21 protein-coding genes are annotated in these 24,401 nt (G+C 61.7%); 11 read left to right on the top strand and 10 right to left on the bottom strand.

Translation table 11 applies throughout. From position 1 onward, the window contains the following. Nucleotides 1–64: 64 nt before the first annotated feature. The 4 genes from QRN10_RS02605 to QRN10_RS02590 form a co-directional block, all read right to left on the bottom strand. Nucleotides 65–2,911: a valine--tRNA ligase gene (locus QRN10_RS02605; RefSeq protein WP_181078356.1), complete on the bottom strand. Its 2,847-nt coding sequence runs from the start codon at nt 2,909–2,911 to the stop codon at nt 65–67. Between the two features lie 123 nt (nt 2,912–3,034). Beyond that, nucleotides 3,035–3,424, bottom strand: a complete 390-nt coding sequence (locus tag QRN10_RS02600) for a DNA polymerase III subunit chi (RefSeq protein ID WP_181078354.1) — start codon at nt 3,422–3,424, stop codon at nt 3,035–3,037. 7 nt (nt 3,425–3,431) lie between these two features. Then, a complete protein-coding gene (locus QRN10_RS02595) occupies nt 3,432–3,860 on the bottom strand; it encodes a DNA polymerase III subunit chi (protein ID WP_285427797.1) in 429 nt (142 codons plus the stop codon). 60 nt (nt 3,861–3,920) lie between these two features. Beyond that, nucleotides 3,921–5,411 carry a leucyl aminopeptidase gene (locus tag QRN10_RS02590; protein ID WP_285427796.1) on the bottom strand — a complete coding sequence of 497 codons (1,491 nt, stop codon included), beginning with the start codon at nt 5,409–5,411 and terminating at the stop codon, nt 3,921–3,923. Between the two features lie 285 nt (nt 5,412–5,696). Between QRN10_RS02590 and lptF the strand changes: the two genes are divergently transcribed. The 10 genes from lptF to tadA all read left to right on the top strand — a co-directional run bounded on the left by lptF (nt 5,697) and on the right by tadA (nt 16,063). Continuing rightward, nucleotides 5,697–6,815: an LPS export ABC transporter permease LptF gene (gene lptF, locus QRN10_RS02585; RefSeq protein ID WP_181078348.1), complete on the top strand. Its 1,119-nt coding sequence runs from the start codon at nt 5,697–5,699 to the stop codon at nt 6,813–6,815. Then, on the top strand, nt 6,808–7,887 hold the full coding sequence (lptG, locus tag QRN10_RS02580) for an LPS export ABC transporter permease LptG (RefSeq protein ID WP_253510644.1): 1,080 nt from the start codon (nt 6,808–6,810) through the stop codon (nt 7,885–7,887). The genes lptF and lptG overlap by 8 nt, the downstream gene beginning before the upstream one ends. Nucleotides 7,888–8,038: 151 nt before the next feature. After that, nucleotides 8,039–9,838, top strand: a complete 1,800-nt coding sequence (gene lepA, locus QRN10_RS02575; RefSeq protein ID WP_285427794.1) for a translation elongation factor 4 — start codon at nt 8,039–8,041, stop codon at nt 9,836–9,838. Nucleotides 9,839–9,843: 5 nt separating this feature from the next. Then, a complete protein-coding gene (gene lepB, locus QRN10_RS02570; RefSeq protein WP_181078343.1) occupies nt 9,844–10,698 on the top strand; it encodes a signal peptidase I in 855 nt (284 codons plus the stop codon). A gap of 146 nt (nt 10,699–10,844) precedes the next feature. Continuing rightward, the gene (gene rnc, locus QRN10_RS02565) at nt 10,845–11,534 is read left to right on the top strand and encodes a ribonuclease III (protein WP_033902449.1); all 690 of its coding nucleotides are present in this window, start codon (nt 10,845–10,847) and stop codon (nt 11,532–11,534) included. After that, nucleotides 11,527–12,429, top strand: coding sequence for a GTPase Era (gene era, locus QRN10_RS02560; RefSeq protein ID WP_016978271.1), 903 nt, complete (start codon nt 11,527–11,529; stop codon nt 12,427–12,429). Before rnc ends, era begins: the two co-directional genes overlap by 8 nt. Before the next feature lie 141 nt (nt 12,430–12,570). Continuing rightward, a complete protein-coding gene (gene recO / locus QRN10_RS02555; RefSeq protein WP_181078340.1) occupies nt 12,571–13,260 on the top strand; it encodes a DNA repair protein RecO in 690 nt (229 codons plus the stop codon). A 52-nt stretch (nt 13,261–13,312) separates the two neighbouring features. After that, entirely contained in the window at nt 13,313–14,056 is a 744-nt protein-coding gene (gene pdxJ, locus QRN10_RS02550; RefSeq protein WP_034096056.1) for a pyridoxine 5'-phosphate synthase, read from the top strand. Nucleotides 14,057–14,183: 127 nt separating this feature from the next. Beyond that, nucleotides 14,184–15,566 carry a multicopper oxidase family protein gene (locus tag QRN10_RS02545; RefSeq protein WP_181078338.1) on the top strand — a complete coding sequence of 461 codons (1,383 nt, stop codon included), beginning with the start codon at nt 14,184–14,186 and terminating at the stop codon, nt 15,564–15,566. Beyond that, nucleotides 15,566–16,063 carry a tRNA adenosine(34) deaminase TadA gene (tadA, locus tag QRN10_RS02540; protein ID WP_285427793.1) on the top strand — a complete coding sequence of 166 codons (498 nt, stop codon included), beginning with the start codon at nt 15,566–15,568 and terminating at the stop codon, nt 16,061–16,063. Before QRN10_RS02545 ends, tadA begins: the two co-directional genes overlap by 1 nt. 140 nt (nt 16,064–16,203) lie before the next feature. Here tadA and cmoB read toward each other — a convergent pair whose 3' ends face one another. From cmoB to QRN10_RS02510, 6 genes are all read right to left on the bottom strand, one after another. Continuing rightward, nucleotides 16,204–17,160 (bottom strand): tRNA 5-methoxyuridine(34)/uridine 5-oxyacetic acid(34) synthase CmoB, encoded by a 957-nt coding sequence (gene cmoB / locus QRN10_RS02535; RefSeq protein WP_266248080.1) that lies wholly within the window; start codon nt 17,158–17,160, stop codon nt 16,204–16,206. Then, nucleotides 17,157–17,900 carry a carboxy-S-adenosyl-L-methionine synthase CmoA gene (gene cmoA, locus QRN10_RS02530; protein WP_266248082.1) on the bottom strand — a complete coding sequence of 248 codons (744 nt, stop codon included), beginning with the start codon at nt 17,898–17,900 and terminating at the stop codon, nt 17,157–17,159. Before cmoA ends, cmoB begins: the two co-directional genes overlap by 4 nt. Before the next feature lie 36 nt (nt 17,901–17,936). Then, the gene (locus QRN10_RS02525; protein ID WP_266248083.1) at nt 17,937–18,593 is read right to left on the bottom strand and encodes a lysoplasmalogenase; all 657 of its coding nucleotides are present in this window, start codon (nt 18,591–18,593) and stop codon (nt 17,937–17,939) included. A 1-nt stretch (nt 18,594) separates the two neighbouring features. Continuing rightward, on the bottom strand, nt 18,595–18,984 hold the full coding sequence (locus tag QRN10_RS02520; RefSeq protein ID WP_181078328.1) for a protease inhibitor I42 family protein: 390 nt from the start codon (nt 18,982–18,984) through the stop codon (nt 18,595–18,597). Between the two features lie 190 nt (nt 18,985–19,174). Continuing rightward, a complete protein-coding gene (lon, locus tag QRN10_RS02515) occupies nt 19,175–21,595 on the bottom strand; it encodes an endopeptidase La (RefSeq protein ID WP_285427792.1) in 2,421 nt (806 codons plus the stop codon). 140 nt (nt 21,596–21,735) lie between these two features. Continuing rightward, nucleotides 21,736–22,725 (bottom strand): GntR family transcriptional regulator, encoded by a 990-nt coding sequence (locus QRN10_RS02510; protein WP_253510650.1) that lies wholly within the window; start codon nt 22,723–22,725, stop codon nt 21,736–21,738. Nucleotides 22,726–23,062: 337 nt separating this feature from the next. Here QRN10_RS02510 and QRN10_RS02505 point away from each other — a divergent pair, with 337 nt between their 5' ends. Further along, nucleotides 23,063–24,394 (top strand): amidase, encoded by a 1,332-nt coding sequence (locus tag QRN10_RS02505; RefSeq protein ID WP_285427840.1) that lies wholly within the window; start codon nt 23,063–23,065, stop codon nt 24,392–24,394. Nucleotides 24,395–24,401: the final 7 nt, after the last annotated feature.

Raw genomic sequence — 24,401 nt, 5'->3', positions numbered from 1 at the left:
GGCTTGGGAAAATGCAGGCAAAAAAAAGAGACCCGAAGGTCTCTTTCTTCACGCGAATCAAGCCTTAGAGGCTGGAAATCCGCGCATGCTGCTCGGCCAGTTTGCCCAAAGCCTGTTCAGCTTCAGCCAGCTTGGCGCGTTCTTTCTCGATCACCTCGGCCGGCGCTTTGTCGACGAACGCCGCGTTGGACAGTTTGCCGCCCACCCGCTGCACTTCGCCTTGCAGGCGCGCGATTTCCTTGTCGAGACGGGCCAGTTCCGCGCCCTTGTCGATCAACCCGGCCATCGGCACCAGCACTTCCATGTCGCCGACCAGTGCGGTGGCGGACAGCGGTGCTTCGGCATCGGCAGCCAATACGGTGATCGACTCCAGCTTGGCCAGCTTCTTGAGCAGCGCATCGTTCTCACTGAGGCGACGCTGGTCCTCAGCGCTGGCGTTCTTGACGAACACGGCCAGTGGCTTGCCTGGACCTATGTTCATCTCGGCGCGGATGTTGCGCGTGCCGAGCATGAGGGTCTTGAGCCATTCGATATCGCTCTCGGCCGCCTCGTCGATGCGGGCTTCATTGGCCACCGGCCAAGGTTGCAGCATGATGGTTTTGCCTTCGATACCGGCCAGCGGCGCCAGGCGCTGCCAGATTTCTTCGGTGATGAACGGCATGAACGGATGCGCCAGGCGCAGCGCCACTTCCAGCACGCGCACCAGGGTACGGCGGGTGCCGCGCTGGCGTTCCACCGGCGCGTTTTCGTCCCACAGCACCGGCTTGGACAGTTCCAGGTACCAGTCGCAATACTGGTTCCAGATGAACTCGTACAACGCCTGGGCCGCCAGGTCGAAACGGAACTGATCGAGCTGGCGAGTCACTTCGGCTTCGGTGCGCTGCAACTGCGAGATGATCCAGCGGTCGGCCAGGCTCAGCTCGTAGGCTTCGCCGTTCTGGCCGCAGTCTTCGCCCTTGTCCAGCACGTAGCGTGCGGCGTTCCAGATCTTGTTGCAGAAGTTGCGATAGCCTTCGACGCGGCCCATGTCGAACTTGATGTCGCGGCCGGTAGACGCCAGCGAGCAGAACGTGAAGCGCAGGGCGTCGGTGCCGTAGCTGGCGATGCCGTCGGCGAATTCGTCGCGGGTCTGTTTCTCGATCTTCTTCGCCAGTTTCGGCTGCATCAGGCCCGAGGTGCGTTTCTGCACCAGGGTCTCCAGGTCGATGCCGTCGATGATGTCCAGCGGGTCCAGCACGTTGCCCTTGGACTTGGACATCTTCTGGCCCTGGCCGTCGCGGACCAGGCCGTGCACGTACACGGTCTTGAACGGTACCTGCGGGGTGCCGTCCTCGTTCTTCACCAGGTGCATGGTCAGCATGATCATCCGGGCAACCCAGAAGAAAATGATGTCGAAGCCGGTGACCAGCACGTCGGTGGAGTGGAATTTCTTCAGGAATTCGGTCTGCTGCGGCCAGCCCAGGGTGGAGAAGGTCCACAGGCCCGAGCTGAACCAGGTGTCCAGTACGTCGTTGTCCTGCTGCAGCGCAACGTCGGCACCGAGGTTGTGCTTGGCGCGCACTTCGGCTTCGTCGCGGCCTACGTAGACCTTGCCCGACTCGTCGTACCAGGCCGGAATACGGTGGCCCCACCACAGCTGACGGCTGATGCACCAATCCTGGATGTCGCGCATCCACGAGAAATACATGTTCTCGTACTGTTTAGGCACGAACTGGATGCGGCCATCTTCCACGGCAGCAATCGCAGGCTCGGCCAGCGGCTTGGTGGAGACGTACCACTGGTCGGTCAGCCACGGCTCGATCACGGTGCCGGAACGGTCGCCTTTCGGCACCTTAAGGCCATGGTCGTCAACGCTGACCAGCAGGCCGGCGGCGTCGAAGGCGGCAACGATCTGCTTGCGTGCTTCGAAGCGGTCGAGACCGGCGAATTCAGCCGGGATCTTGCCGTCGACACTGTCGTTGAGGCTGCCGTCCAGGTTGAAGACCTGGCAGGCCGGCAACACAGTGGCGTTCTTGTCGAAGATGTTCAGCAGCGGCAGGTTGTGGCGCTTGCCGACTTCATAGTCGTTGAAGTCGTGGGCCGGGGTGATTTTCACGCAGCCGGTGCCGAATTCAGGGTCGCAGTAGTCGTCCGCGATGATCGGGATGCGGCGACCGACCAATGGCAGCTCGACGAACTTGCCGATCAGCGCCTGGTAGCGCGCGTCGTTCGGGTTAACCGCGACGGCGGCGTCGCCGAGCATGGTTTCCGGACGGGTGGTGGCCACGATCAGGTAGTCATTGCCTTCGGCGGTTCTGGCGCCGTCTGCCAGCGGGTACTTGAGGTTCCACAGGAAGCCTTTCTCGTCGTGGTTTTCCACTTCGAGATCGGAAATCGCCGTGTGCAGTTTGGTGTCCCAGTTGACCAGGCGCTTGCCGCGGTAGATCAGGCCGTCTTCGTGCAGGCGCACAAAGGCTTCTTTTACGGCCTCGGACAGGCCGTCGTCCATGGTGAAGCGCTCGCGGCTCCAATCGACGGACGAACCCAGGCGACGGATCTGACGGCTGATATTGCCGCCGGACTGATCCTTCCATTCCCAGATCTTTTCCAGGAATTTCTCGCGGCCCAGGTCATGGCGGTTCTGGCCAGTGGCTTCGAGTTGACGCTCCACCAGCATCTGCGTGGCGATACCGGCGTGGTCGGTGCCCGGTTGCCACAGGGTGTTACGGCCCTGCATGCGGCGGAAACGGATCAGTGCATCCATGATCGCATTGTTGAAGCCATGGCCCATGTGCAGGCTGCCAGTGACGTTCGGTGGCGGAATCATGATGGTGTAGGACTCGCCCGCACCTTGTGGGGCGAAATAGTTCTCGGACTCCCAGGTCTGGTACCAGGAAGTTTCAATTGCGTGGGGCTGGTAGGTCTTATCCATGCGCGGCGGGACCCTAGTTGGCATTTATTCAGGAAAGCCGGCAAGTATAGCGGTGTGAAGCAGTTGCAAGCTATAAGCCACAAGCTGCAAGTGGCGTGCAGTGCTTTAACTTGCGGCTTGTGGCTAGTTGTTTGTAGCAGCGGCGATCAGCCGCTCCATCCGCGCATCCATCCGGCGTTTGATCTCGGTTTCGATATGCGGGGCAAAGTCGTCGATCACGTCTTGCATGATCAGTTGTGCGGCGGCGCGCAGTTCGTTGTCCAGGTGCAGCAGCAAGGCGTCGGGTGCCTTTTCGGCAGGCGCGGCTTCCACGACGGCCGGGGCTTCGACACTCGGCTGCGGCGCAACCGGCTTGCCGCCGACCATGTCGAACAACAGTGGGATCTGTACCTCACCATTGACCGCTTCGGTCAGCAGTGGCGGTTGCAAACCCTCATCACCCAGCAACTGACGGATCGACTCCAGGTCGTCCAGCAGGTGGTCATCTTTTTTTAACGGGTTGGAAGTGTCCATCGTGTGCTCAAAGTCGTTGTAACCGGTGATCTTGCAAAGGATAGCCCTGTTCGCGGTAGAAACGGAAACTCTCCCGCGCAGCCTGACGAATAGCCGGATCTTCCACCACCACCTCCGCTACGCGGGCGAATATTCCGGCAAAGGAGGGGACTTTCAAGTCCAGATTGACCAGCAGGTCCTGGTGGTCGCCGCAGTTATCGCCCAGCCCCAGCACCACCCGGCCTTCGGGTTCGGCTTCCGCAGGGCCGTGGGGCACGAAGCTCTCACCTTTGAAGCGCCACAGGCGGGCATCGAGTTCCTCGCGTTGGGCGTCATCGCTGCAATGCAGGTAGATGCGATGGCCCATGCGCCAGGCTTTTTCCGTGAGTTTGCAGGCAAAGTCCAGGCGCGCGGAGGGATCGGCGCTGGGCAATATGTAGAAGTCGACTTGGGGCATGTGGGTTCCTGCAACGGCCCGCCCCCCTTTTATAGAGGCAAAGGGGGGAGGGGGCGTTGGTTAAGCTTTGGCGCGATCGAGCAGGTACTGAGTCAGCAACGGCACTGGACGGCCGGTGGCGCCCTTGTCTTTGCCGCCGCTGGTCCAGGCGGTACCGGCGACATCCAGGTGAGCCCAGTTGAAGTTTTTGGCAAAGCGCGACAGGAAGCACGCTGCGGTGATGGTGCCGGCCTTCGGCCCACCGATGTTGGCGATGTCGGCGAACGGGCTGTCCAGCTGTTCCTGGTATTCATCGAACAGCGGCAGTTGCCAGGCGCGGTCGTCGGCGGCCTTGCCGGCGCTGAGCAGTTGCTCGATCAGTTCGTCGTTATTACCCAACAGGCCGGAGGTGTGAGCGCCCAAAGCGACCACGCAGGCACCGGTCAGGGTGGCGATGTCGATCACGGCCTGCGGCTTGAAACGCTCGGCGTAGGTCAGGGCATCGCACAGCACCAGGCGGCCTTCGGCGTCGGTGTTGAGGATTTCCACGGTCTGGCCGCTCATGGTGGTCACGATATCGCCTGGTCGCGAAGCACCGCCGCTCGGCATGTTCTCGGCACACGCCAGGATGCACACCAGATTGATCGGCAGCTTGAGCTCCAGTACGGTGCGCAGGGTGCCGAACACGCTGGCGGCGCCGCCCATGTCGTACTTCATCTCATCCATGCCGGCGCCAGGCTTGAGGCTGATACCGCCGGTGTCGAACGTGATGCCTTTACCTACCAGGGCGTATGGCTTCTCGGATTTCTTGGCGCCGTTGTATTGCATCACGATCAGGCGTGGCGGCTGGTCGCTGCCCTGGCCCACGGCATAGAACGAGCCCATGCCCAGGTCCTTGATCTTCTTCTCGTCCAGCACTTCAACCTTGAGACCCTTGAATTCCTTGCCCAGCGCCTTGGCCTGCTCGCCCAGGAACGTCGGGTGGCAGATGTTCGGCGGCAGGTTGCCCAGGTCGCGGGTGAACGACATACCTTTGGCGATGGCTTGTGCATGGGTCACGGCGCGGGTCACTTCAGCCTGGGCGGCCTTGATGGTCAGCAGGGTGATTTTCTTCAGGGCACGGGGTTCGGCTTTCTGGCTCTTGAACTGGTCGAATACGTAGCCGCCGTCCACCAGGGTTTCGGCCAGCAGGCGGGTCTTGCCGTAGCTGTCGCGGCCTTTGACCACGATTTCATCCAGTGCCAGCGTCGCATCGGCGCCGCCCAGGCCCTTGAGGGTGCCGAGCACACCGCTGATGATCTTGCGGAACGGGCGGTCGCCCAGTTCGGCGTCCTTGCCCACGCCCACCAGCAACACGCGGTCGGCCTTGAGGTTGGGCAGGCTTTGCAGCAGCAGGCTCTGGCCCACTTTGCCGGCCAGGTCACCGCGCTTGAGCACCGCGCTGATCGCGCCGCCGCTGAGCTCATCCAGTTGCTTGGCGGCGACACCGAGCTTGCGGTCTTCGCCGATGGCGACCACGAGGGTGGCGGTCTTCAACGTTTCGGGGCTAACGCTTTTTACAACCAATTCCATGTTCGGGTCCCTTATAAAGGTCTGTGAGCCTGGCGTCTGTACCCAGGCTTTAAAGCTTGGCAGTCGTGTAAACCGCCAGCGACAAAGGCCGCAGTTTGAACCTCGCCGGCGGAGCCTGACAACCCTTGGCGCAGCCTTTGTGCATGCACGTGAGGTTGCGCAGTGACAGGCGCGGTCAATCACAGGATAATGCGCCATCTTTTTAGCCGGCCCCTCGTAAAGGGGGCTGACTCGGTATGCTTGCTTGTTTGGCCGCCTTAGCCTGACAACCCTGGAGTGTCTGGTTTGATCGTCTTCCGTTATCTGTCCCGCGAAGTCCTGTTGACCCTGAGTGCCGTGAGTGCGGTGCTGCTGGTCATCATCATGAGTGGTCGTTTCGTCAAATACCTCGCCCAGGCGGCTTCCGGCGCCCTGGACCCAGGTTCACTGTTCCTGATCATGGGCTTTCGCCTGCCGGGGTTCCTGCAACTGATCCTGCCGCTGGGCCTGTTCCTCGGGATCCTGCTCGCGTACGGTCGCCTCTACCTCGAAAGCGAAATGACCGTGCTCTCGGCCACCGGCATGAGCCAGCAGCGCCTGCTGGCCATGACCATGATCCCGGCAGCCGGCATTGCTCTGATCGTAGCCTGGCTGAGCCTGAGCCTGGCCCCCCAGGGCGCCATGCAGTTCCAGCTGGTGCTGAACAAACAGGATGCCATGACCGAGTTCGACACCCTTGAGCCGGGCCGTTTCCAGGCGCTCAGCGATGGCACTCGGGTGACCTACACCGAAACCATGACCGAAGACCGCGCCAACCTGGGTGGGGTATTCATCTCCGAAAAACGCCTGGGCCAGGATAAGAAGGACCGTGGCATTTCCGTGCTGGTGGCCGACTCGGGTCGCCAGGAAGTGCGTCCCGACGGCAGCCGCTATCTGATCCTGGAAAACGGCTACCGCTATGACGGCAGCCCGGGCCAGGCCGATTACCGCGCGATCAAGTACGACACGTACGGTGTGATGCTGGCTCGTCCGGACGTCAGCAACGAAGTCACCGACCGCGACGCAATTCCTACGGCGCAGCTGTTCGGCAACCCGGAGCTGCGCTCCATCGCCGAGCTGCAATGGCGTCTTTCCCTGCCGCTGCTGGTGTTTATCGTGACCTTGATGGCCGTGCCGCTGTCGCGCGTCAACCCACGCCAGGGCCGATTCCTCAAGCTGTTGCCGGCAATTCTGCTGTATATGGCTTACCTCACCCTGCTGATTTCCGCTCGTGGTTCCCTGGAGAAAGGCAAGCTTTCGCCGGTCTTAGGCCTGTGGGGGGTGCACGCAATCTTCCTGGTGATCGGCCTGGGGCTGCTTTATTGGGAACCTGTTCGTTTGAAGATGAAGAGCCGTCGTGGCCAGAAGGAGTTGGCCCGTGGCTAAGCTTGATCGCTACATCGGTAGCAGTGTGCTCATCGCCATCCTGGCGGTACTGGGCATCATCCTGGGCCTGGCCTCGTTGTTTGCCTTCATCGATGAAGTGGGTAACGTCAGCGATACCTATACGGTCACCGACGTGCTCAGCTACGTAGCGCTCACCGCGCCGCGTCGCCTGTACGACATGATGCCGATGGCCGCGCTGATCGGTTGCCTGATCGGCCTCGGCAGCCTGGCCAGCAACAGCGAACTGACCATCATGCGTGCCGCCGGTGTGTCCATCGGTCGTATCGTGTGGGCGGTGATGAAACCCATGCTGCTGTTGATGCTGTGCAGCGTGCTGATCGGTGAATACGTGGCGCCGCCAGCCGAGTCCACGGCCCAGGCCAACCGCGCCCTGGCCCAGGGTTCGGGCGACGCGCAAAGCGCCAAGCACGGCCTTTGGCATCGTCAGGGTGAAGAATTCATCCACATCAACGCCGTGCAACCTGGCGGTTTGTTGATCGGTGTGACGCGCTATACCTTCGACAAAGAACGCCACATGTTGTCGTCCAGTTTCGCCAAACGTGCGCAGTACGACGCGGAAAAATGGCAACTGAGCGATGTCACCACCACTTATTTCCGCAACGCCGGCCAAGGCACCAAGGCCAGCACCGAAGTGATCAACGTGCCGACCGAGGCCTGGGACATCGCCCTCAAGCCGGAACTGCTCAATACGGTGGTGATGATCCCGGAAAGCCTGCCGATCTCCGGCCTGTGGAGCTACATCCACTACCTCAAGGATCAAGGCTTGAATAACGGTCGTTACTGGCTGGCTTTCTGGGTCAAGGTATTGCAACCGGTGGTGACCGCCGCGTTGGTGCTGATGGCGATCTCGTTCATCTTCGGGCCGCTGCGTTCCGTGACCCTTGGCCAGCGGGTGTTCACCGGCGTGCTGGTGGGCTTTACCTTCCGGATTGCCCAGGACCTGCTCGGTCCCTCGAGCCTGGTGTTTGGCTTCTCGCCACTGTTCGCAGTGCTGGTGCCCACCGCCATCTGCGCCCTGGCCGGGTTCTGGCTGCTGCGTCGAGCCGGTTGATAGCGCGCTTATGAATAAAAAATGCCCCGGTTGGAAGATCGGGGCATTTTTGTTCTGGTCAGCAAAGATGACGCCTGGCCTGACCATCAGGTACAATTCCCGGCTATTTTTCAGCGGGCAATCTGCCTGCAGCCTTTTTGAGTGTTGATCCGTGAGTGATTTGAGTCATATCCGCAATTTCTCCATCATCGCCCACATTGACCATGGCAAGTCGACGCTGGCCGATCGATTCATCCAGATGTGCGGCGGCCTTGCCGAGCGTGAAATGGAAGCCCAGGTCCTGGACTCCATGGACCTCGAACGCGAGCGCGGGATCACCATCAAGGCCCACAGCGTCACGCTGTACTACAAGGCCAAAGACGGCATCACCTACCAGCTGAACTTCATTGATACCCCGGGCCACGTTGACTTCACCTACGAAGTCAGCCGGTCCCTGGCGGCCTGTGAAGGTGCCCTGCTGGTGGTCGACGCCGGCCAGGGCGTTGAAGCCCAGTCGGTTGCAAACTGCTACACCGCGATCGAGCAGGGCCTGGAAGTCATGCCCGTGCTGAACAAGATCGACCTGCCGCAGGCCGAGCCCGAGCGCGTCAAGGAAGAGATCGAGAAGATCATCGGCATTGACGCCACCGACGCCGTCACCTGCAGCGCCAAGACCGGCCTGGGTGTCGACGAAGTGCTCGAGCGCCTGGTCCACACCATTCCGGCCCCCACCGGCAATATCGAAGATCCGCTGCAGGCGTTGATCATCGACTCCTGGTTCGACAACTACCTGGGCGTCGTCTCCCTGGTGCGCGTGCGTCACGGCCGCGTAAGGAAGGGCGACAAGATTCTGGTCAAATCCACCGGCAAGATCTACCTGGTGGACAGCGTCGGGGTGTTCAACCCCAAGCACACCGCGACCGTTGATCTGAAAGCCGGTGAAGTAGGCTTCATCATCGCCGGCATCAAGGACATCCACGGCGCGCCGGTGGGTGACACCCTGACGCTCAGCTCCACGCCGGACGTCGACGTGCTGCCGGGCTTCAAGCGCATTCAGCCGCAGGTATATGCAGGCCTGTTTCCGGTCAGCTCCGACGATTTCGAAGATTTCCGCGAAGCCCTGCAAAAGCTGACCCTCAACGACTCGTCGTTGCAGTACACCCCGGAAAGCTCCGACGCCCTGGGCTTCGGCTTCCGCTGCGGGTTCCTGGGCATGCTGCACATGGAAATCATCCAGGAGCGCCTCGAGCGCGAATACGACCTGGACCTGATCACCACCGCTCCCACCGTTATTTTCGAGCTGTTGCTCAAAACCGGTGAAACGATTTACGTCGACAACCCCTCCAAGCTTCCGGATCTGTCGGCGATCGAAGACATGCGCGAGCCTATCGTGCGGGCCAATATCCTGGTTCCGCAGGAACACTTGGGCAACGTCATTACCCTGTGTATCGAAAAGCGCGGCGTGCAGCGCGATATGCTGTTCCTCGGTACCCAGGTCCAAGTGACCTACGACATGCCGATGAACGAAGTGGTCCTGGACTTCTTCGACCGTCTCAAGTCCACCAGTCGCGGCTATGCTTCGCTGGATTACCATTTCGACCGTTACCAATCGGCTAATCTGGTGAAACTGGATGTGTTGATCAACGGCGATAAGGTTGATGCCCTGGCACTGATCGTGCACAAGGACAACGCGCACTACAAAGGTCGCCAGTTGACCGAGAAAATGAAAGAACTGATTCCGCGCCAGATGTTCGACGTTGCGATCCAGGCCGCCATCGGCGGGCAGATCATCGCGCGAACTTCCGTCAAGGCACTCAGAAAGAACGTACTGGCCAAATGCTACGGCGGTGACGTAAGCCGTAAGCGCAAGCTGCTTGAGAAGCAAAAGGCCGGTAAAAAACGCATGAAGCAAGTGGGCAACGTGGAAGTTCCACAAGAAGCCTTCCTTGCGGTGCTCAGGTTGGATAGTTAGGTCCTATGTCGCTAAATTTCCCGCTGTTGCTGGTCATCGCCGTTGCCGTGTGCGGCCTCCTGGCGTTGCTCGATCTGGTGTTCTTCGCCCCGCGTCGTCGGGCGGCTATCGCGTCCTATCAGGGCAGCGTCAGCCAGCCCGATGGCGTGGTGATCGAGAAGCTGAACAAAGAGCCCCTGCTGGTTGAATATGGCAAGTCGTTCTTCCCGGTTTTGTTCATCGTGCTGGTGCTGCGTTCGTTCCTGGTGGAGCCGTTTCAGATCCCTTCGGGGTCCATGAAACCTACCCTGGACGTGGGCGACTTCATTCTGGTGAACAAGTTTTCCTACGGGATTCGCCTGCCGGTGATCGACAAGAAAGTCATTGAAGTCGGCGACCCGCAACGCGGCGATGTGATGGTGTTCCGCTACCCCGCGGACCCTAGCGTCAACTACATCAAGCGCGTGATCGGCTTGCCCGGCGATACCGTTCGCTATACGCACGACAAGCATCTGTATGTGAACGATCAATTGATCACCGATCAGATGATCGGCACCACGTACGACCCGCAACTGGGTGATGTCGCCGTGTACAAGGAACAACTGGGCGCAGACTCCGAGCACTTGGTGCACAAGGCCATGAGCCGTACCATGCAGGGAGGTCAGTGGAAAGTACCGGCCGGCCATTACTTCATGATGGGCGATAACCGCGACAACTCCAATGACAGCCGCTACTGGGATGATGCAACGATTCCCAAGGAGCTCCAGGGCATGGTCCCCGACGAGAATATCGTCGGCAAGGCTTTCGCCGTCTGGATGAGCTGGCCGGAACCCAAGCTCAGCCACCTGCCGAATTTCTCGCGGGTCGGGTTGATCAAGTAATACAGACGGCGCTGTGAACACAGCGCCGAATGCTTTTCTGGGGCGTGGACAATTCCGCCCTCAGGCAGCACCCACCAGGATTTGAATTTGAACACTGCGTCAATCGTCGATGGCCGCCGGTGCCACCAACTCAATATGGATAAACCGTGACCGTTTCTCTCAGTCGTCTCGAGCGCCAGCTCGGTTACACCTTCAAGGACCAGGAACTGATGGTCCTTGCCCTCACACACCGCAGTTTCGCCGGGCGCAATAACGAGCGCCTGGAATTCCTCGGTGATGCCATTCTCAATTTCGTTGCCGGTGAAGCGCTGTTTGAGCGTTTCCCTCAAGCCCGTGAAGGCCAGCTGTCGCGTTTGCGCGCACGCCTGGTGAAAGGCGAGACCCTGGCCGTACTGGCTCGTGGCTTTGGCTTGGGCGAATATCTGCGCCTGGGTTCCGGCGAATTGAAAAGCGGCGGGTTTCGTCGTGAATCGATCCTGGCCGATGCCCTCGAGGCGCTGATCGGTGCGATCTACCTGGATGCAGGCATGGAAGCGGCCAAGGAGCGGGTTACCGCGTGGCTGACGTCGGAAATCGAAAGCCTTACCCTGGTCGACACCAACAAAGACCCCAAGACCCGCCTGCAGGAATTCCTGCAATCGCGCGGGTGCGAACTGCCACGCTACGAAGTGGTGGATATCCAGGGCGAGCCCCATTGCCGCGTGTTCTTCGTGGAATGTGAAATCACCTTATTGAACGAAAAAAGCCGAGGTCAGGGTGTGAGCCGTCGTATTGCCGAACAGGTAGCGGCCGCCGCAGCACTGATTGCCCTGGGCGTGGAGAATGGCCATGACTGATTCAACCGCAACACGCTGTGGCTATGTTGCCATCGTCGGCCGCCCCAACGTGGGCAAGTCCACGCTGCTCAACCACATCCTCGGGCAGAAACTCGCGATCACCTCGCGCAAGCCACAGACCACCCGCCACAACATGCTGGGCATCAAGACCGAAGGCAACGTGCAAGCGGTCTACGTCGACACGCCGGGCATGCATAAAGGTGGCGAGAAAGCCCTCAACCGCTATATGAACAAGACCGCTTCGGCGGCGTTGAAAGACGTCGACGTGGTGATCTTCGTGGTCGACCGCACCAAGTGGACCGACGAAGACCAAATGGTTCTGGAGCGTGTGCAATACGTCACCGGCCCGTTGATCGTCGCGCTGAACAAGACCGACCGCATCGAAGACAAAGCCGAGCTGATGCCGCACCTGAGCTGGCTGCAGGAACAACTGCCGAACGCGCAGATCATCCCGATCTCCGCCCAGCACGGCCACAACCTCGATGCTCTGGAGCGCGTAATCGCCGAGCACCTGCCGGAGAACGAGCACTTCTTCCCGGAAGACCAGATCACCGACCGCAGCAGCCGTTTCCTCGCCGCCGAACTGGTGCGTGAGAAAATCATGCGCCAGATGGGCGCCGAGCTGCCTTACCAGATCACCGTCGAAATTGAAGAATTCAAACAGCAGGGCAAGACCCTGCATATCCATGCGCTGATCCTCGTGGAGCGCGATGGCCAGAAGAAGATCATCATTGGCGACAAGGGTGAGCGCATCAAGCGCATCGGCACCGAAGCGCGCAAGGACATGGAATTGCTGTTCGACTCCAAAATCATGCTCAACCTGTGGGTGAAGGTGAAAGGCGGCTGGTCCGATGACGAGCGCGCGTTGCGTTCCCTTGGCTACGGCGACCTGTAAGGACGCCGCAGGGCCAAAAATGTGGGAGGGGGCTTGCCTCCGATAGCGGTGGATCAGTTAATAAATACGTGACTGAGCCACCGCCATCGGGGGCAAGCCCCTTCCACATTAGGTTTGTGTTGTTTTCACGATAGAGAACCCATGTCCCAATCCCAACCCCCCAGCCAACTCGCCTATGTCCTGCACAGCCGTGCCTACCGCGAGACCAGCGCGCTGGTGGATTTCCTCACGCCCCAAGGCCGCCTGCGCGCGGTGTTGCGTAGCGCGCGGGGCAAGGCCGGGACATTGGCGCGGCCCTTTGTGGCGTTGGACGTGGAGTTTCGCGGCAAGGGCGAGCTGAAGAACGTCGGCCGCCTGGAAAGTGTCGGCACATCGGCCTGGCTCAATGGCGATGCCTTGTTCAGCGGTCTCTACCTCAATGAGCTGCTGATTCGCCTGCTGCCCGCCGAAGACCCGCACCCGGCGGTCTTCGATCACTACGCCGCCACCTTGCTGGCCCTGGCCGAAGGACGCGCGTTGGAGCCGCTGCTGCGCGCCTTCGAATGGCGCCTGCTCGACGACCTGGGCTACGGCTTCGAACTGCACAACGACCTGCACGGCGACCCCATCGCCGCCGATGGCATGTATCGCCTGCAAGTGGACGCGGGGCTGGAGCGTGTCTACTTGCTGCAACCCGGTCTATTTCAGGGCACCGAGCTGCTGGCCATGAGCGAAGCCGACTGGACCGCGCCCGGCGCCTTGTCCGCCGCCAAGCGCCTGATGCGCCAGGCCCTGGCCGTGCACCTGGGCGGGCGACCGCTGGTCAGTCGCGAGTTGTTTCGAAAGCCCTGACATCCCCGTGTATGCTGTGCAGCGTTTCTTTCCCCTTTTCAGGAGCGCTTCCGTGACCACCAGCAATCGCATTCTTCTTGGCGTCAACATCGACCACGTCGCTACCCTGCGCCAGGCCCGGGGCACGCGCTACCCGGACCCGGTCAAGGCCGCGCTGGACGCCGAAGAAGCGGGCGCCGACGGCATCACCGTGCACCTGCGCGAAGACCGCCGCCACATTCAGGAGCGCGATGTGCTGCTGCTCAAGGATGTGCTGCAAACCCGTATGAACTTCGAGATGGGCGTTACCGAAGAAATGATGGCCTTCGCCGAGCGCATTCGTCCGGCGCATATCTGCCTGGTGCCGGAAACCCGACAGGAACTGACCACCGAGGGCGGCCTGGATGTGGCGGGCCAGGAAGCGCGGATCAAGGCGGCGGTGCAGCGTTTGTCGAAGATCGGCAGCGAAGTGTCGTTGTTTATCGACGCCGACCCGCGCCAGATCGAGGCCTCGCGCCGCGTCGGCGCGCCCGCCATCGAACTGCATACTGGCCGCTACGCCGATGCCACCACGCCGACAGAGGTCGCAGACGAGCTGCAACGCATTATCGAAGGCGTGAACTGCGGTCTCAATGAAGGCTTGATCGTCAATGCCGGTCACGGCTTGCACTACCACAACGTCGAGGCCGTCGCCGCGATCAAGGGCATCAACGAACTGAACATCGGCCATGCCCTGGTGGCCCACGCGCTGTTCGTCGGCTTCAAAGGCGCGGTTGCCGAAATGAAGGCCCTGATCTTGGCCGCCGCCAAGCACTAAAAACAGCCAAGCTGCAATGTGGGAGGGCGTCACCTCCCACATGAGAACCCTTACTGTTTAGCCCGCGCAGGTGTATCGTATCTGCCCTTTGCAGGCCACGCGCCTGCGGCCGATACGTGAGGTTGTTGTGTCCCGATCCTTTTCCCGTCGACAAATCCTGGGTGGCCTGGCAGGCCTGGCCGTAGTGGGCGTCGGTGCCGGTGGCGCCTACCGCTACTGGCTGGGGAAAGTCGCCGAGGCCGAAGCGGGGCACGATTACGAACTGATCGCGGCACCGTTGGATGTTGAGCTGGTGCCGGGACACAAGACTCAAGCCTGGGCGTTCGGCCCATCGGCGCCGGGCACCGAGTTGCGTGTGCGCCAGGGTGAGTGGTTGCGGGTGCGCTTTATCAACCATCTGCCGGTCGCCACCACCATCCACTGGCACGGTATCCGCCTGCCGCTGGAAATGGACGGGGTACCCTACGTCTCGCAGTTGCCGGTGCTGCCCGGCGAATATTTCGACTACATATTCCGCGTGCCCGACGCTGGCAGCTACTGGTACCACCCCCACGTCAACAGCAGCGAAGAACTTGGCCGGGGCCTGGTCGGGCCGTTGATCATCGAAGAACGCGAACCCACCGGTTTCAAGCACGAACGCACCCTGAGCCTGAAAAGCTGGCACGTGGATGACGAGGGCGCCTTTGTCGCTTTCAGCATTCCCCGTGAGGCCGCGCGTGGCGGTACGGCCGGGCGCTTGTCGACGATCAATGGCGTGTCCCAGGCGGTGATCGATCTGCCGGCCGGGCAGATTACCCGCGTGCGCCTGCTCAACCTCGATAACACCCTGACCTATCGCATCAATATTCCCGACGTCGAAGCACGGATCTACGCGCTGGACGGCAATCCCGTCGAACCGCGCCCGCTGGGCAAGGAATACTGGTTGGGCCCGGGCATGCGCATCTGCCTGGCGATCAAGGCGCCGCCGGCGGGTGAAGAACTGTCGATCCGCAACGGCCCGGTGCGCCTGGGCACCTTTCGTTCGGTGCCTGGCTCCGACGCGCCCGCCGAGTGGCCCGCGGCGTTGCCCGCCAACCCGATCAGCGAGCCGGACCTGGCCAATGCCGAGAAGCTCAACTTCAATTTCGAGTGGGTCGGTTCGGTCTCGGTCAATGTCGACAACGGCAAGCCGCCGAGCCTGTGGCAGATCAACGGGCAGGCCTGGGACATCACCGACAAGACCTGCGCCGACCGCCCGATCGCCAGGCTGGAAAAGGGTAAGAGCTACATTTTCGAATTGAAGAACATGACCCAGTACCAGCACCCCATCCACCTGCACGGCATGAGCTTCAAGGTGATCGCCTCGAACCGCCACAAGGTGATCCCGTACTTCACCGACACCTACCTGCTGGGCAAGAACGAACGCGCGCGCGTAGCGCTGGTGGCGGATAACCCAGGGGTGTGGATGTTCCACTGCCACGTGATCGACCATATGGAAACCGGCCTGATGGCCGCCATCGAGGTGGCGTGATGCGCCAGTTTCGCCCCATCGCAATCATCGACCGCAGCCGTGACCAGGACTTCATGCGCCAAGCCCTGGCCCTCGCCGCCCAAGGCGCGGCGCTGGGTGAAGTGCCGGTCGGCGCGGTGCTGGTGCAGGACGGCGAAATCATCGGGCGTGGCTTCAACTGCCCCATCAGCACCCACGACCCCAGCGCGCATGCCGAGATGGTCGCCATCCGCGCCGCCGCGCAAGCTGTCAGCAACTACCGCCTGCCGGGCAGTACGCTGTACGTGACCCTGGAACCGTGCAGCATGTGCGCCGGGCTGATCGTGCATTCACGCATCGCGCGGGTGGTGTATGGCGCGTTGGAGCCCAAGGCCGGGATTGTGCAAAGCCAGGGGCAGTTTTTCACCCAGGTTTTTTTGAATCATCGGGTGTTGTTTGAAGGCGGTGTGCTGGCCGAGGAGTGCGGCACGGTGCTGAGCGAATTCTTCAAAGCCCGCCGGGCCAAACCCGCCCTCTAAAGAACACAGCAGATCAAATGTGGGAGGGGGCTTGCCCCCGATGACGGCGGGTCAGCTAAGGCTATGCTGACCGACACTCTGAAATCGGGGGCAAGCCTCCACCCATATTTTGAGCTTCATTTTTCCAGCGGGACGGGGGCTTACTTTTTGGCGATGATGACGGCCCGCATAGGCGCCGGCAGCCCTTCAATGGTCTTGCTGTGATCATCCGGATCCAGGAAGTCACTCAGCGACTGATACTTCATCCACTCCGTGCCGCGCTGTTCTTGCACCGTGGTCACGCTCACATCCACACAACGCACCTCACTGAACCCCGCACGCCGCAGCCAAAGCATCAACGCCGGCACCGACGGCAGGAACCACACGTTACGCATCTGCGCATAACGGTCTTCCGGCACCAGCACCTGTTGCTGATCGCCTTCCACCACCAATGTTTCGAGCACCAGCTCGCCGCCCTTGACCAGGGTGTCCTTCAGCGCCAGCAAATGCTCGATGGGTGAGCGACGGTGGTAGAACACGCCCATGGAAAACACCGTGTCGAAGCCTTCCAGGTTCGCCGGCAGGTCTTCGAAGGGGAACGGCAGGTGCCAGGCCCTGGGCTCGGACAGATAGCGCTGCACAGCCTGGAACTGGCAGAAGAACAGCCAGTTGGGGTCCACGCCGATCACGCTGTCGGCGCCGGCACCGAGCATGCGCCACATGTAGTAACCGTTGCCGCAACCGACATCGAGGATGCGTTTGCCCTTGAGGTCCAGGTGCGGGGCCACGCGCGACCACTTCCAGTCCGAGCGCCATTCGGTGTCCACATGCACGCCGAACAAATGGAACGGGCCTTTGCGCCACGGGCTCAGGCCCATCAGCGCGGTGTGCATTTGTGCGCGGGTGGCGTCGTCGCAATCGGCGTCCAGGGTCAGGCCATTGAGCAAGTCGACTTGGCTGGGCTGAAGCTCTGGCAGCGCATCCAACGCACTTTGCCAGCGCGCAAGGTCGCCATGCCCCTTCTCCATCTTGCTGTCGAGCTGCGCCTGCAGGCCCTGGGCCCAGACGGCCAGGGGAGTACCGACCAGATGGCGGGCGAGGGGGGACAAATCAATCATGGCAAGGCAATCAACGAGGCAAAGTTAAGACACTGGAACCACGGCACCACTTTCGAGAATCCGGCCGCCAACAGGCGTTCGCGGTGTTCTTCGAGGCTGTCGGGCTTCATGACGTTTTCGATGGCGCTGCGCTTCTGGGCAATTTCCAGTTCGCTGTAGCCGTTGGCGCGTTTGAACGCGATGTGCAGGTCGGTGAGCAGCGCGTGTTCTTCAAGGTCATTGAAGCGCAGTTTTTCCGAGAGGATCAGCGCTCCGCCGGGCAGCAGCGCCAGACGGATACGCCCGAGCAATGCCAGGCGCTCCTCGGGCGCGATGAACTGCAAGGTGAAGTTCAGCGCCACCACCGAGGCCGGCTGGAATTGCAGCGCGAGAATATCGCCCTCGACCACCTCCACCGGCAGCAACTCCTGAAACATCGAGTCCTGGCCATTGAGGTACTGGCGGCAGCGCTCGACCATTGCCGCCGAGTTATCCACCGCGATCACCGTGCAACCCTCAGTGCGTACATGGCGCCGCAACGCCTGGGTCACTGCGCCAAGGGACGAACCGAGGTCGTAGAGCACACTGTGGGGCTGGGCGAACTGCGCGGCCAGCACGCCGAGGTTTTCGACGATGGTCGGGTAACCGGGCACCGAACGCTTGATCATGTCGGGGAACACCCGCACCACGTCCTCGTTAAAGGCGAAGTCCGGCACCTGGGGAAGGGGCTGGGCGAATAGGCGATCGGGTTCTTGGCTCACGGTTGTTCCGGCGACGGTGGGGGAAAGGCCGGCATTTTAGCCAAGTTGGTCAGCGGATGCGCGGGTTGTCTGATGGAAAGCCGAGGCCGTGATGCCCCACTGGCCCAGCCAATAGGTTGCGATCAACAAATAGGGAGCTGCCTCAAACGCCACCACGAAACGATTGATGCCGATCAGCGTGTCGGAAAACACAAAGGATGCTGCCCCCGCCGCGGCGAGCAGCGCCGAACGCTTGGGCACATCGCTGCCCAAGCGGGCCAGCGCGCGCCAGAGCATGGCGCTGATCACCAGGGCGTAGACCACCACCGGCACCAGCAGGTCGCCCAGGCCGTGGCCAATCAGGATGCTCAGCAACACGGCGCCCACGCCCAGCGCGAGGATCAACGGCAGCAGCGCCAGACGCCGGCAATCGCTGAAATAAGCCTTGAGGTACGCCAGATGCGCCAGCAAAAACGCGCCCAGGCCAAAGATAAACAGGTCTCCCGGCCAGGCCAGCAGTACATCGCCCAGCAGCGAAAAAATCAGTCCCAGGCTGATCCAGCGTCGATAGTCGGTGGGTGGCGCATCATGCAGCCAGCCCAACAGCGCCAGCACCGGCAACGGCTTGACCAGCAGACACAACAGCGTGGCGTGAGTGGTCAGGCCGTAGATAAAGGTGCCGGCGCCCATCAGCGCGAGAATCAGCCAAGGCATGTCAGTTGACCGTAATGGCGCAGTCGAAGCTCTCGACGGGCTCGGCTTCGGGCTCCCAGGGTTGCTGGGAAGTCAGGCGCAAACGGCCCTGGCCCGGTGCGAAGGCCTGGAAGCGCCACGTCGATTGGCCGCCCCCGCCGATCACCCCGGATTCGCTGCTGCTATAGACCTCGGGGCTCAGCGCGCGCAACACCCCGCCGGCTGAATCCTGGATGGCCCAGCGGTAACCGGTGGTGGGGTTGCTGGGCAGGGTGAGGATCAGGTTTTGTCCGCTTTTCAGCTGAAGCGGGCAGGCGCTCTGATTGTCCACGCTGACATTTTGCTTCGGCGCGCTGGCACACGCGGTCAGCAGGGCAAGGCTCAAGGGGAGAAGCAGGCGGGCAGCGGTCATGAGGGCTCCGTTGTTTGGCGACGAAGACCGAGCATAACCGAAGATAAGACCGGGTGTTACACGCTGGATACAGGTTGCGGTCACTTACGCCATCGGGGGCAAGCCCCCTCCCACAGGTTGAGTTGTGAACCCATTCAAGTGTGGGAGGGGGCTTGCCCCCGATGAGGCCAGTGCAAGCGCTAACGGTCCATCAGAACAGCACCTTCGCCACATCTGCAAAACGCTTGGCGAAATGCACCGTCATGCCTTCTTTCAGGTACTCCGGCAGTTCTTCGAAGCTGCCGCGATTGGGCTCCGGCAGGATCAGTTCATGGATCTTCTGACGCCGCGCCGCGATGACTTTTTCGCGCACGCCGCCAATCGGCAGCACATGTCCGGTCAGCGTCAGCTCGCCGGTCATGGCCACGCCTTTTTTCGGCGGTTGGTTGCGTGCCAGCGACAACAGCGCGCTGGCCATGGTCACCCCGGCGCTCGGGCCGTCCTTCGGTGTGGCGCCTTCCGGTACGTGCAGGTGCACGAAGGCTTCGTCAAAGAATTTCGGATCGCCGCCAAACGATTTCAGATTCGAACTGATGTAGCTGTAGGCAATTTCGGCGGACTCCTTCATCACTTCACCCAACTGGCCCGTGAGCTTGAAGCCACGGTTGAGGGTGTGGATGCGCGTCGCTTCGATCGGCAAGGTCGCGCCGCCCATGCTGGTCCACGCCAGGCCGGTGATGACCCCGGTGCCGGACAGTACTTGTTCGTTGCGAAACACCGGCATGCCCAGGGAGCTTTCCAGATCCTTGTTGCCGATCTTGATCACCGTGTCCGGCGCATCCAGCAACTTGACCACGGCCTTGCGCACCAGTTTACCCAGCTGCTTCTCCAGCTGGCGCACCCCGGCTTCACGGGCGTAACCGTCGATCAGCGCGCGCAATGCCCCGTCGCTGATGGTCAGGCTGTTCTTCGCCACACCGGCTTTTTCCAGTTGCTTGGGCCACAGTTGGCGCTTGGCGATGGCGACTTTTTCTTCGGTGATATAGCCCGACAGGCGAATCACTTCCATACGGTCGAGCAATGGGCCGGGGATGGAATCCAGGGTGTTGGCGGTGCACACGAACAGCACCTTGGACAGATCCAGGCGCAGGTCCAGGTAGTGGTCGAGGAATTCGACGTTCTGCTCCGGGTCCAGGGTTTCCAGCAGCGCCGACGCCGGGTCGCCCTGGAAGCTCTGGCCCATCTTGTCGATCTCGTCGAGCATGATCACCGGGTTCATCACTTCCACATCTTTCAACGCCTGCACCAGTTTGCCCGGCAGGGCGCCGATGTAGGTGCGGCGATGGCCCTTGATCTCGGCCTCGTCGCGCATGCCACCGACACTGAAACGGTAGAACGGCCGGCCCAGGGATTCGGCGATGGATTTGCCCACGCTGGTCTTGCCCACGCCCGGCGGGCCCACCAGCAGCACGATAGAACCGGCGACTTCGCCTTTGTAGGCGCCCACGGCAAGGAATTCGAGGATGCGGCTCTTGATGTCGTCGAGGCCCGCGTGGTGTTTATCCAGCACCTTGCGGGCGTGCTTGAGGTCGAGCTTGTCCTTGCCGTACACGCCCCATGGCACCGAGGTGGCCCAATCCAGGTAGTTGCGCGTGACCGCGTATTCCGGCGAGCCGGTTTCCAGGATCGACAGTTTGTTCAGTTCTTCGTCGATGCGTTTTTTCGCCTGGGCCGGCAACACTTTGCCTTCCAGGCGCTGCTCGAACTGCTCGACGTCCGCGCTGCGGTCGTCCTTGGTCAAGCCCAGCTCCTGCTGGATGACTTTGAGCTGTTCCTTGAGGAAGAACTCGCGCTGGTGCTCGCCGATCTTGCGGTTCACCTCCGCGGACAGCTCTTTTTGCAGGCGCGCGACTTCGACTTCCTTGCGCAGCATCGGCAGTACTTTCTCCATGCGCTTGAGCATAGGCACGCAGTCCAGCACTTCCTGCAGCTCGTTGCCGGTGGCGGAGGTGAGGGCGGCGGCGAAGTCGGTCAGCGGCGACGGGTCGTTGGGGCTGAAGCGGTTGAGGTAATTCTTCAACTCTTCGCTGTACAGCGGGTTGAGGGGCAGCAGCTCCTTGATGGCGTTGATCAGCGCCATGCCGTAAGCCTTGACCTCGTCGGTCGGCTCGGACGGCTGGTGCGGGTATTCGACTTCCACCAGATACGGCGGGCGGTGGTGCTTGAGCCAGGTGCGAATCCTCACGCGGGTCAGGCCCTGGGCGACGAATTGCAGTTTGCCGTTTTCGCGGCTGGCGTGGTGCACCTTCACCAGGGTGCCATACAAAGGCAGGCTGGAAGTGTCGAAGTGGCGCGGGTCTTCCGGCGGCGTGTCCATGAAAAACAGGGCCAGGGAGTGATGCTCGGACTTGCTCACCAGTTCCAGGGTTTCGGCCCAGGGCTCTTCATTGACGATCACCGGCAACACTTGCGCGGGGAAAAACGGCCGATTGTGGATCGGGATGATATAGACCTTGTCCGGCAGGTTCTGACCGGGCAGGGCCAGGCCGGTATTGGTCGAGGGGGTTTCAGCGTTTTCGGGATCGGCGTAGTCGTTAAGGTCGTAATCAGGAAATTCTTGCTGGTCGCTCATGGGGCACCTGCATCAGGAAGTATGGTGCTTAGATGGGGCGAGGTAGCGGTGGTTTCAATGGTGGGGGTGAGATAGCAACATATTGCATGAAATTACTGCGGCGACCCGCTCATGGGGGAGGGGGCTGCTCCCACATTGGGTCAGCTGATTTTATGAAGGTAGGCGGGGAGTGGCTGTTCCGGCAGCACCGATAGCACTTTCAAGCGCTGCAGCATCCGCTGCCGGGCCCGTTGCAAGTGCTCGCGCAGGTTCAACGCCGCCGCATCGAATGCGCCATGCAGCAGCAGCTCCAAAATCAAGCGATGTTCGGCGAGCATCGCCGGGTCGGCGCCGATCCCCAGCAATCGGTAAAAGATCCGGCTGATGATCATCGGGCTCTGGCCCTGGCGAATCAACGCGGCAATCTTGCGATTTTGCAGGCCGGCCAGGCAGCGCTGGTGCAAGTCCTCTTCGATCTGCTCGATGGCTTCCAGGCTGCACTGGGGGCTGGCCTGGGCATCCAGTACGCGCTGCAGCATGGCTTCCAGCATGTCGCGGTCGAGGTTCGGTGCACTCTGGCGCAAGGCTTCGGGTTCCAGGCAGGCGCGCAATTCGTAATCTTCGGTGACTTCCCGCGCGGTCAGAGGCCCCGCCAGCCATTGTGAATAGGGCTCCTTTTCCACCAGGCCGCGGTCGCGCAGGCGCATCAGCGCCTCACGCACCACCGCGCGGCTTACCCCGTAATGGTCGGCGGCGGCTTGCTCATCCAGGCGGTAATGGCCGAAGGCGATACAGGTGGACAGCGCCGCGCCGATCTCCTCGACGATGCGCTCGCCCAGCGGCCGAGTGTCCATCAGTTCGGCCTCGCCATTGAGGCCCAGGTGCGCATGGCTCAAGGGCAGGCGCAGCGGCTCCATCGCCAGGCCTTCGGGGTTGATCAGATAACCACGGCCGTTGAAGCGGCAGATCAGGCCTTCGTCATGCAGCAGATCCAACGCCTTGCGCACCGGCACGCGACTGGTGCCGAACAGTTCGGCCAGGGGCGCTTCCAGCAATACCAGCCCGTGCCGCGCGGTGCCGCTCACAATCGCGTCACGCAACACCTGGTGAATCATCGCGTAACGGGAGGCCGAGGCGGATGCTGCTTTCATCGATTTCTCAAAGGCATGTAGGACGATGGCCGGGGATTCTCTCATAGAAGCGCCTGTCACTCTGCGCCACGCCGGAGGCACTTTTTTGGGGCCTTGGCCGAGGCGTTGTTACTTTTCTGCACCAAAATGTATTTATTAATAAAACATACATTATTTGGGCCTGGCGGAGATTTCCTTTACCCGTCAGATTTTTCCAACGTTGGAAAAGCCTCTATCCCGCGATTCTTAGCGACAGCCACGGATTAATCGTCAACCCACGAACACAGGCTGGCACGGATACTGCCTTTGCAAAATGTACATTTTATTAATATGTACGTTTTAGGGTGGGGGTGTGATGATGCCAGATGCCACGTCAATGGCCGAGGATTTCGCCAGCGGTCGCAGCGATCCGGTGCAAGCGCTTGAACATGCGCTCGACCAGGCCCAACGGTCGAGCAGCGTGTTTATCAGCCTCACCGCCGAGCGCGCCCGCCGTGAAGCCGAGGCCGCCGCCGCCCGCTGGCGTGCCGGTCAGCCACTGAGCGGGTTCGATGGTGTGCCCCTGGCGTGGAAAGACTTGTTCGACGTCGCCGGCAGCGTCACCACCGCCGGCACCGCCTACCGTCGTAATGCGCCCGCCGCCGTGCTCGATGCGCCCATTGTCGGCCTGTTGTGCCGCGCTGGGATGGTCAGCGTCGGCAAAACCAACCTCAGTGAACTGGCCTATTCCGGTCTGGGCCTCAACCCGCATTACGGTACGCCGCACAACCCCTATGGCAGCGATCAGCCGCGGATACCCGGCGGCTCGTCGTCCGGTTCGGCGGTGGCCGTCGCCGCCGGTATCGTGCCGATCGCCATGGGCACCGACACCGCCGGGTCGATCCGCATCCCCTCGGCGCTCAACGGCCTGGTGGGGTATCGCAGCAGCAGCCGGCGCTACAGCCGCGACGGCGTCTTCCCCCTGGCCCGTACCCTCGACAGCCTTGGCCCGTTGACGCGCAGCGTGCGCGATGCACTGACCCTGGACGATCTGCTCCACGGCCGAGCTCAACGTCACATGCCGCGCAGCCTCAAGGGGCAGCGGTTTGTGCTGGAGCACAGTGTGCTGAGCAACGTTGAGCCGGCCGTGGGCAATAACCTGCTGCGCGCCGTGGAGCAACTGAAGGCCGCCGGTGCTTTGATCGAAAATCGGGAAAGCCCGGCTTTCAAGGCCACGCTGGAACTGATCCAGCAACAAGGCTGGCTCGGTGCCTTCGAAGCCTTCGCCCTGCACGAGGCCCTGCTCGACAGCTGCCACGCCGCGCAACTTGATCCACGCGTGCGGCGCCGCCTTGAAACCGCGCGCGGCCTGCCGGCCAGCCAGTTGATCGGCCTGATCGAAGCGCGCCAACGCCTGCAACAACACGTGGTCGACGACCTCGACGGCGCGATCCTGATCACACCCACCGTCGCCCACGTCGCCCCGCCCCTGGCCCCACTGGAAGCCGACGATCAACTCTTCGCCACCACCAACCTCGCCACCCTGCGCCTGACCATGCCCGGCAGCCTGCTGGACATGCCCGGCGTGACCCTGCCCAGCGGCCGCGACGCCCTGGGCCTGCCCACCGGGATGCTGCTCAGCGCCCCGACGGGGGAGGACGCGCGCCTGCTGCGCGCCGCGTTGTCCGTCGAATCCGTACTTAACGTTTAAGGAGACA

Source organism: Pseudomonas sp. lyk4-R2A-8, assembly GCF_030209095.1.
Classification (GTDB): domain Bacteria; phylum Pseudomonadota; class Gammaproteobacteria; order Pseudomonadales; family Pseudomonadaceae; genus Aquipseudomonas; species Aquipseudomonas quebecensis.
The sequence above is the reverse complement of the archived record's forward strand: the minus strand, read 5'-3'. Positions and strand labels throughout refer to the sequence as shown.

What these genes read in the sequence shown, in the direction of transcription:
- QRN10_RS02605 (WP_181078356.1), bottom strand. Translation starts at nt 2,911, where the DNA reads ATGGATAAGACCTACCAGCCCCACGCAATTGAAACTTCCTGGTACCAG.
- QRN10_RS02600 (WP_181078354.1), bottom strand. Translation starts at nt 3,424, where the DNA reads ATGGACACTTCCAACCCGTTAAAAAAAGATGACCACCTGCTGGACGAC.
- QRN10_RS02595 (WP_285427797.1), bottom strand. Translation starts at nt 3,860, where the DNA reads ATGCCCCAAGTCGACTTCTACATATTGCCCAGCGCCGATCCCTCCGCG.
- QRN10_RS02590 (WP_285427796.1), bottom strand. Translation starts at nt 5,411, where the DNA reads ATGGAATTGGTTGTAAAAAGCGTTAGCCCCGAAACGTTGAAGACCGCC.
- lepB (WP_181078343.1), top strand. Translation starts at nt 9,844, where the DNA reads ATGTCGCTAAATTTCCCGCTGTTGCTGGTCATCGCCGTTGCCGTGTGC.
- era (WP_016978271.1), top strand. Translation starts at nt 11,527, where the DNA reads ATGACTGATTCAACCGCAACACGCTGTGGCTATGTTGCCATCGTCGGC.
- recO (WP_181078340.1), top strand. Translation starts at nt 12,571, where the DNA reads ATGTCCCAATCCCAACCCCCCAGCCAACTCGCCTATGTCCTGCACAGC.
- tadA (WP_285427793.1), top strand. Translation starts at nt 15,566, where the DNA reads ATGCGCCAGTTTCGCCCCATCGCAATCATCGACCGCAGCCGTGACCAG.
- cmoB (WP_266248080.1), bottom strand. Translation starts at nt 17,160, where the DNA reads ATGATTGATTTGTCCCCCCTCGCCCGCCATCTGGTCGGTACTCCCCTG.
- QRN10_RS02525 (WP_266248083.1), bottom strand. Translation starts at nt 18,593, where the DNA reads ATGCCTTGGCTGATTCTCGCGCTGATGGGCGCCGGCACCTTTATCTAC.
- QRN10_RS02520 (WP_181078328.1), bottom strand. Translation starts at nt 18,984, where the DNA reads ATGACCGCTGCCCGCCTGCTTCTCCCCTTGAGCCTTGCCCTGCTGACC.
- lon (WP_285427792.1), bottom strand. Translation starts at nt 21,595, where the DNA reads ATGAGCGACCAGCAAGAATTTCCTGATTACGACCTTAACGACTACGCC.
- QRN10_RS02510 (WP_253510650.1), bottom strand. Translation starts at nt 22,725, where the DNA reads ATGAAAGCAGCATCCGCCTCGGCCTCCCGTTACGCGATGATTCACCAG.
- QRN10_RS02505 (WP_285427840.1), top strand. Translation starts at nt 23,063, where the DNA reads ATGCCAGATGCCACGTCAATGGCCGAGGATTTCGCCAGCGGTCGCAGC.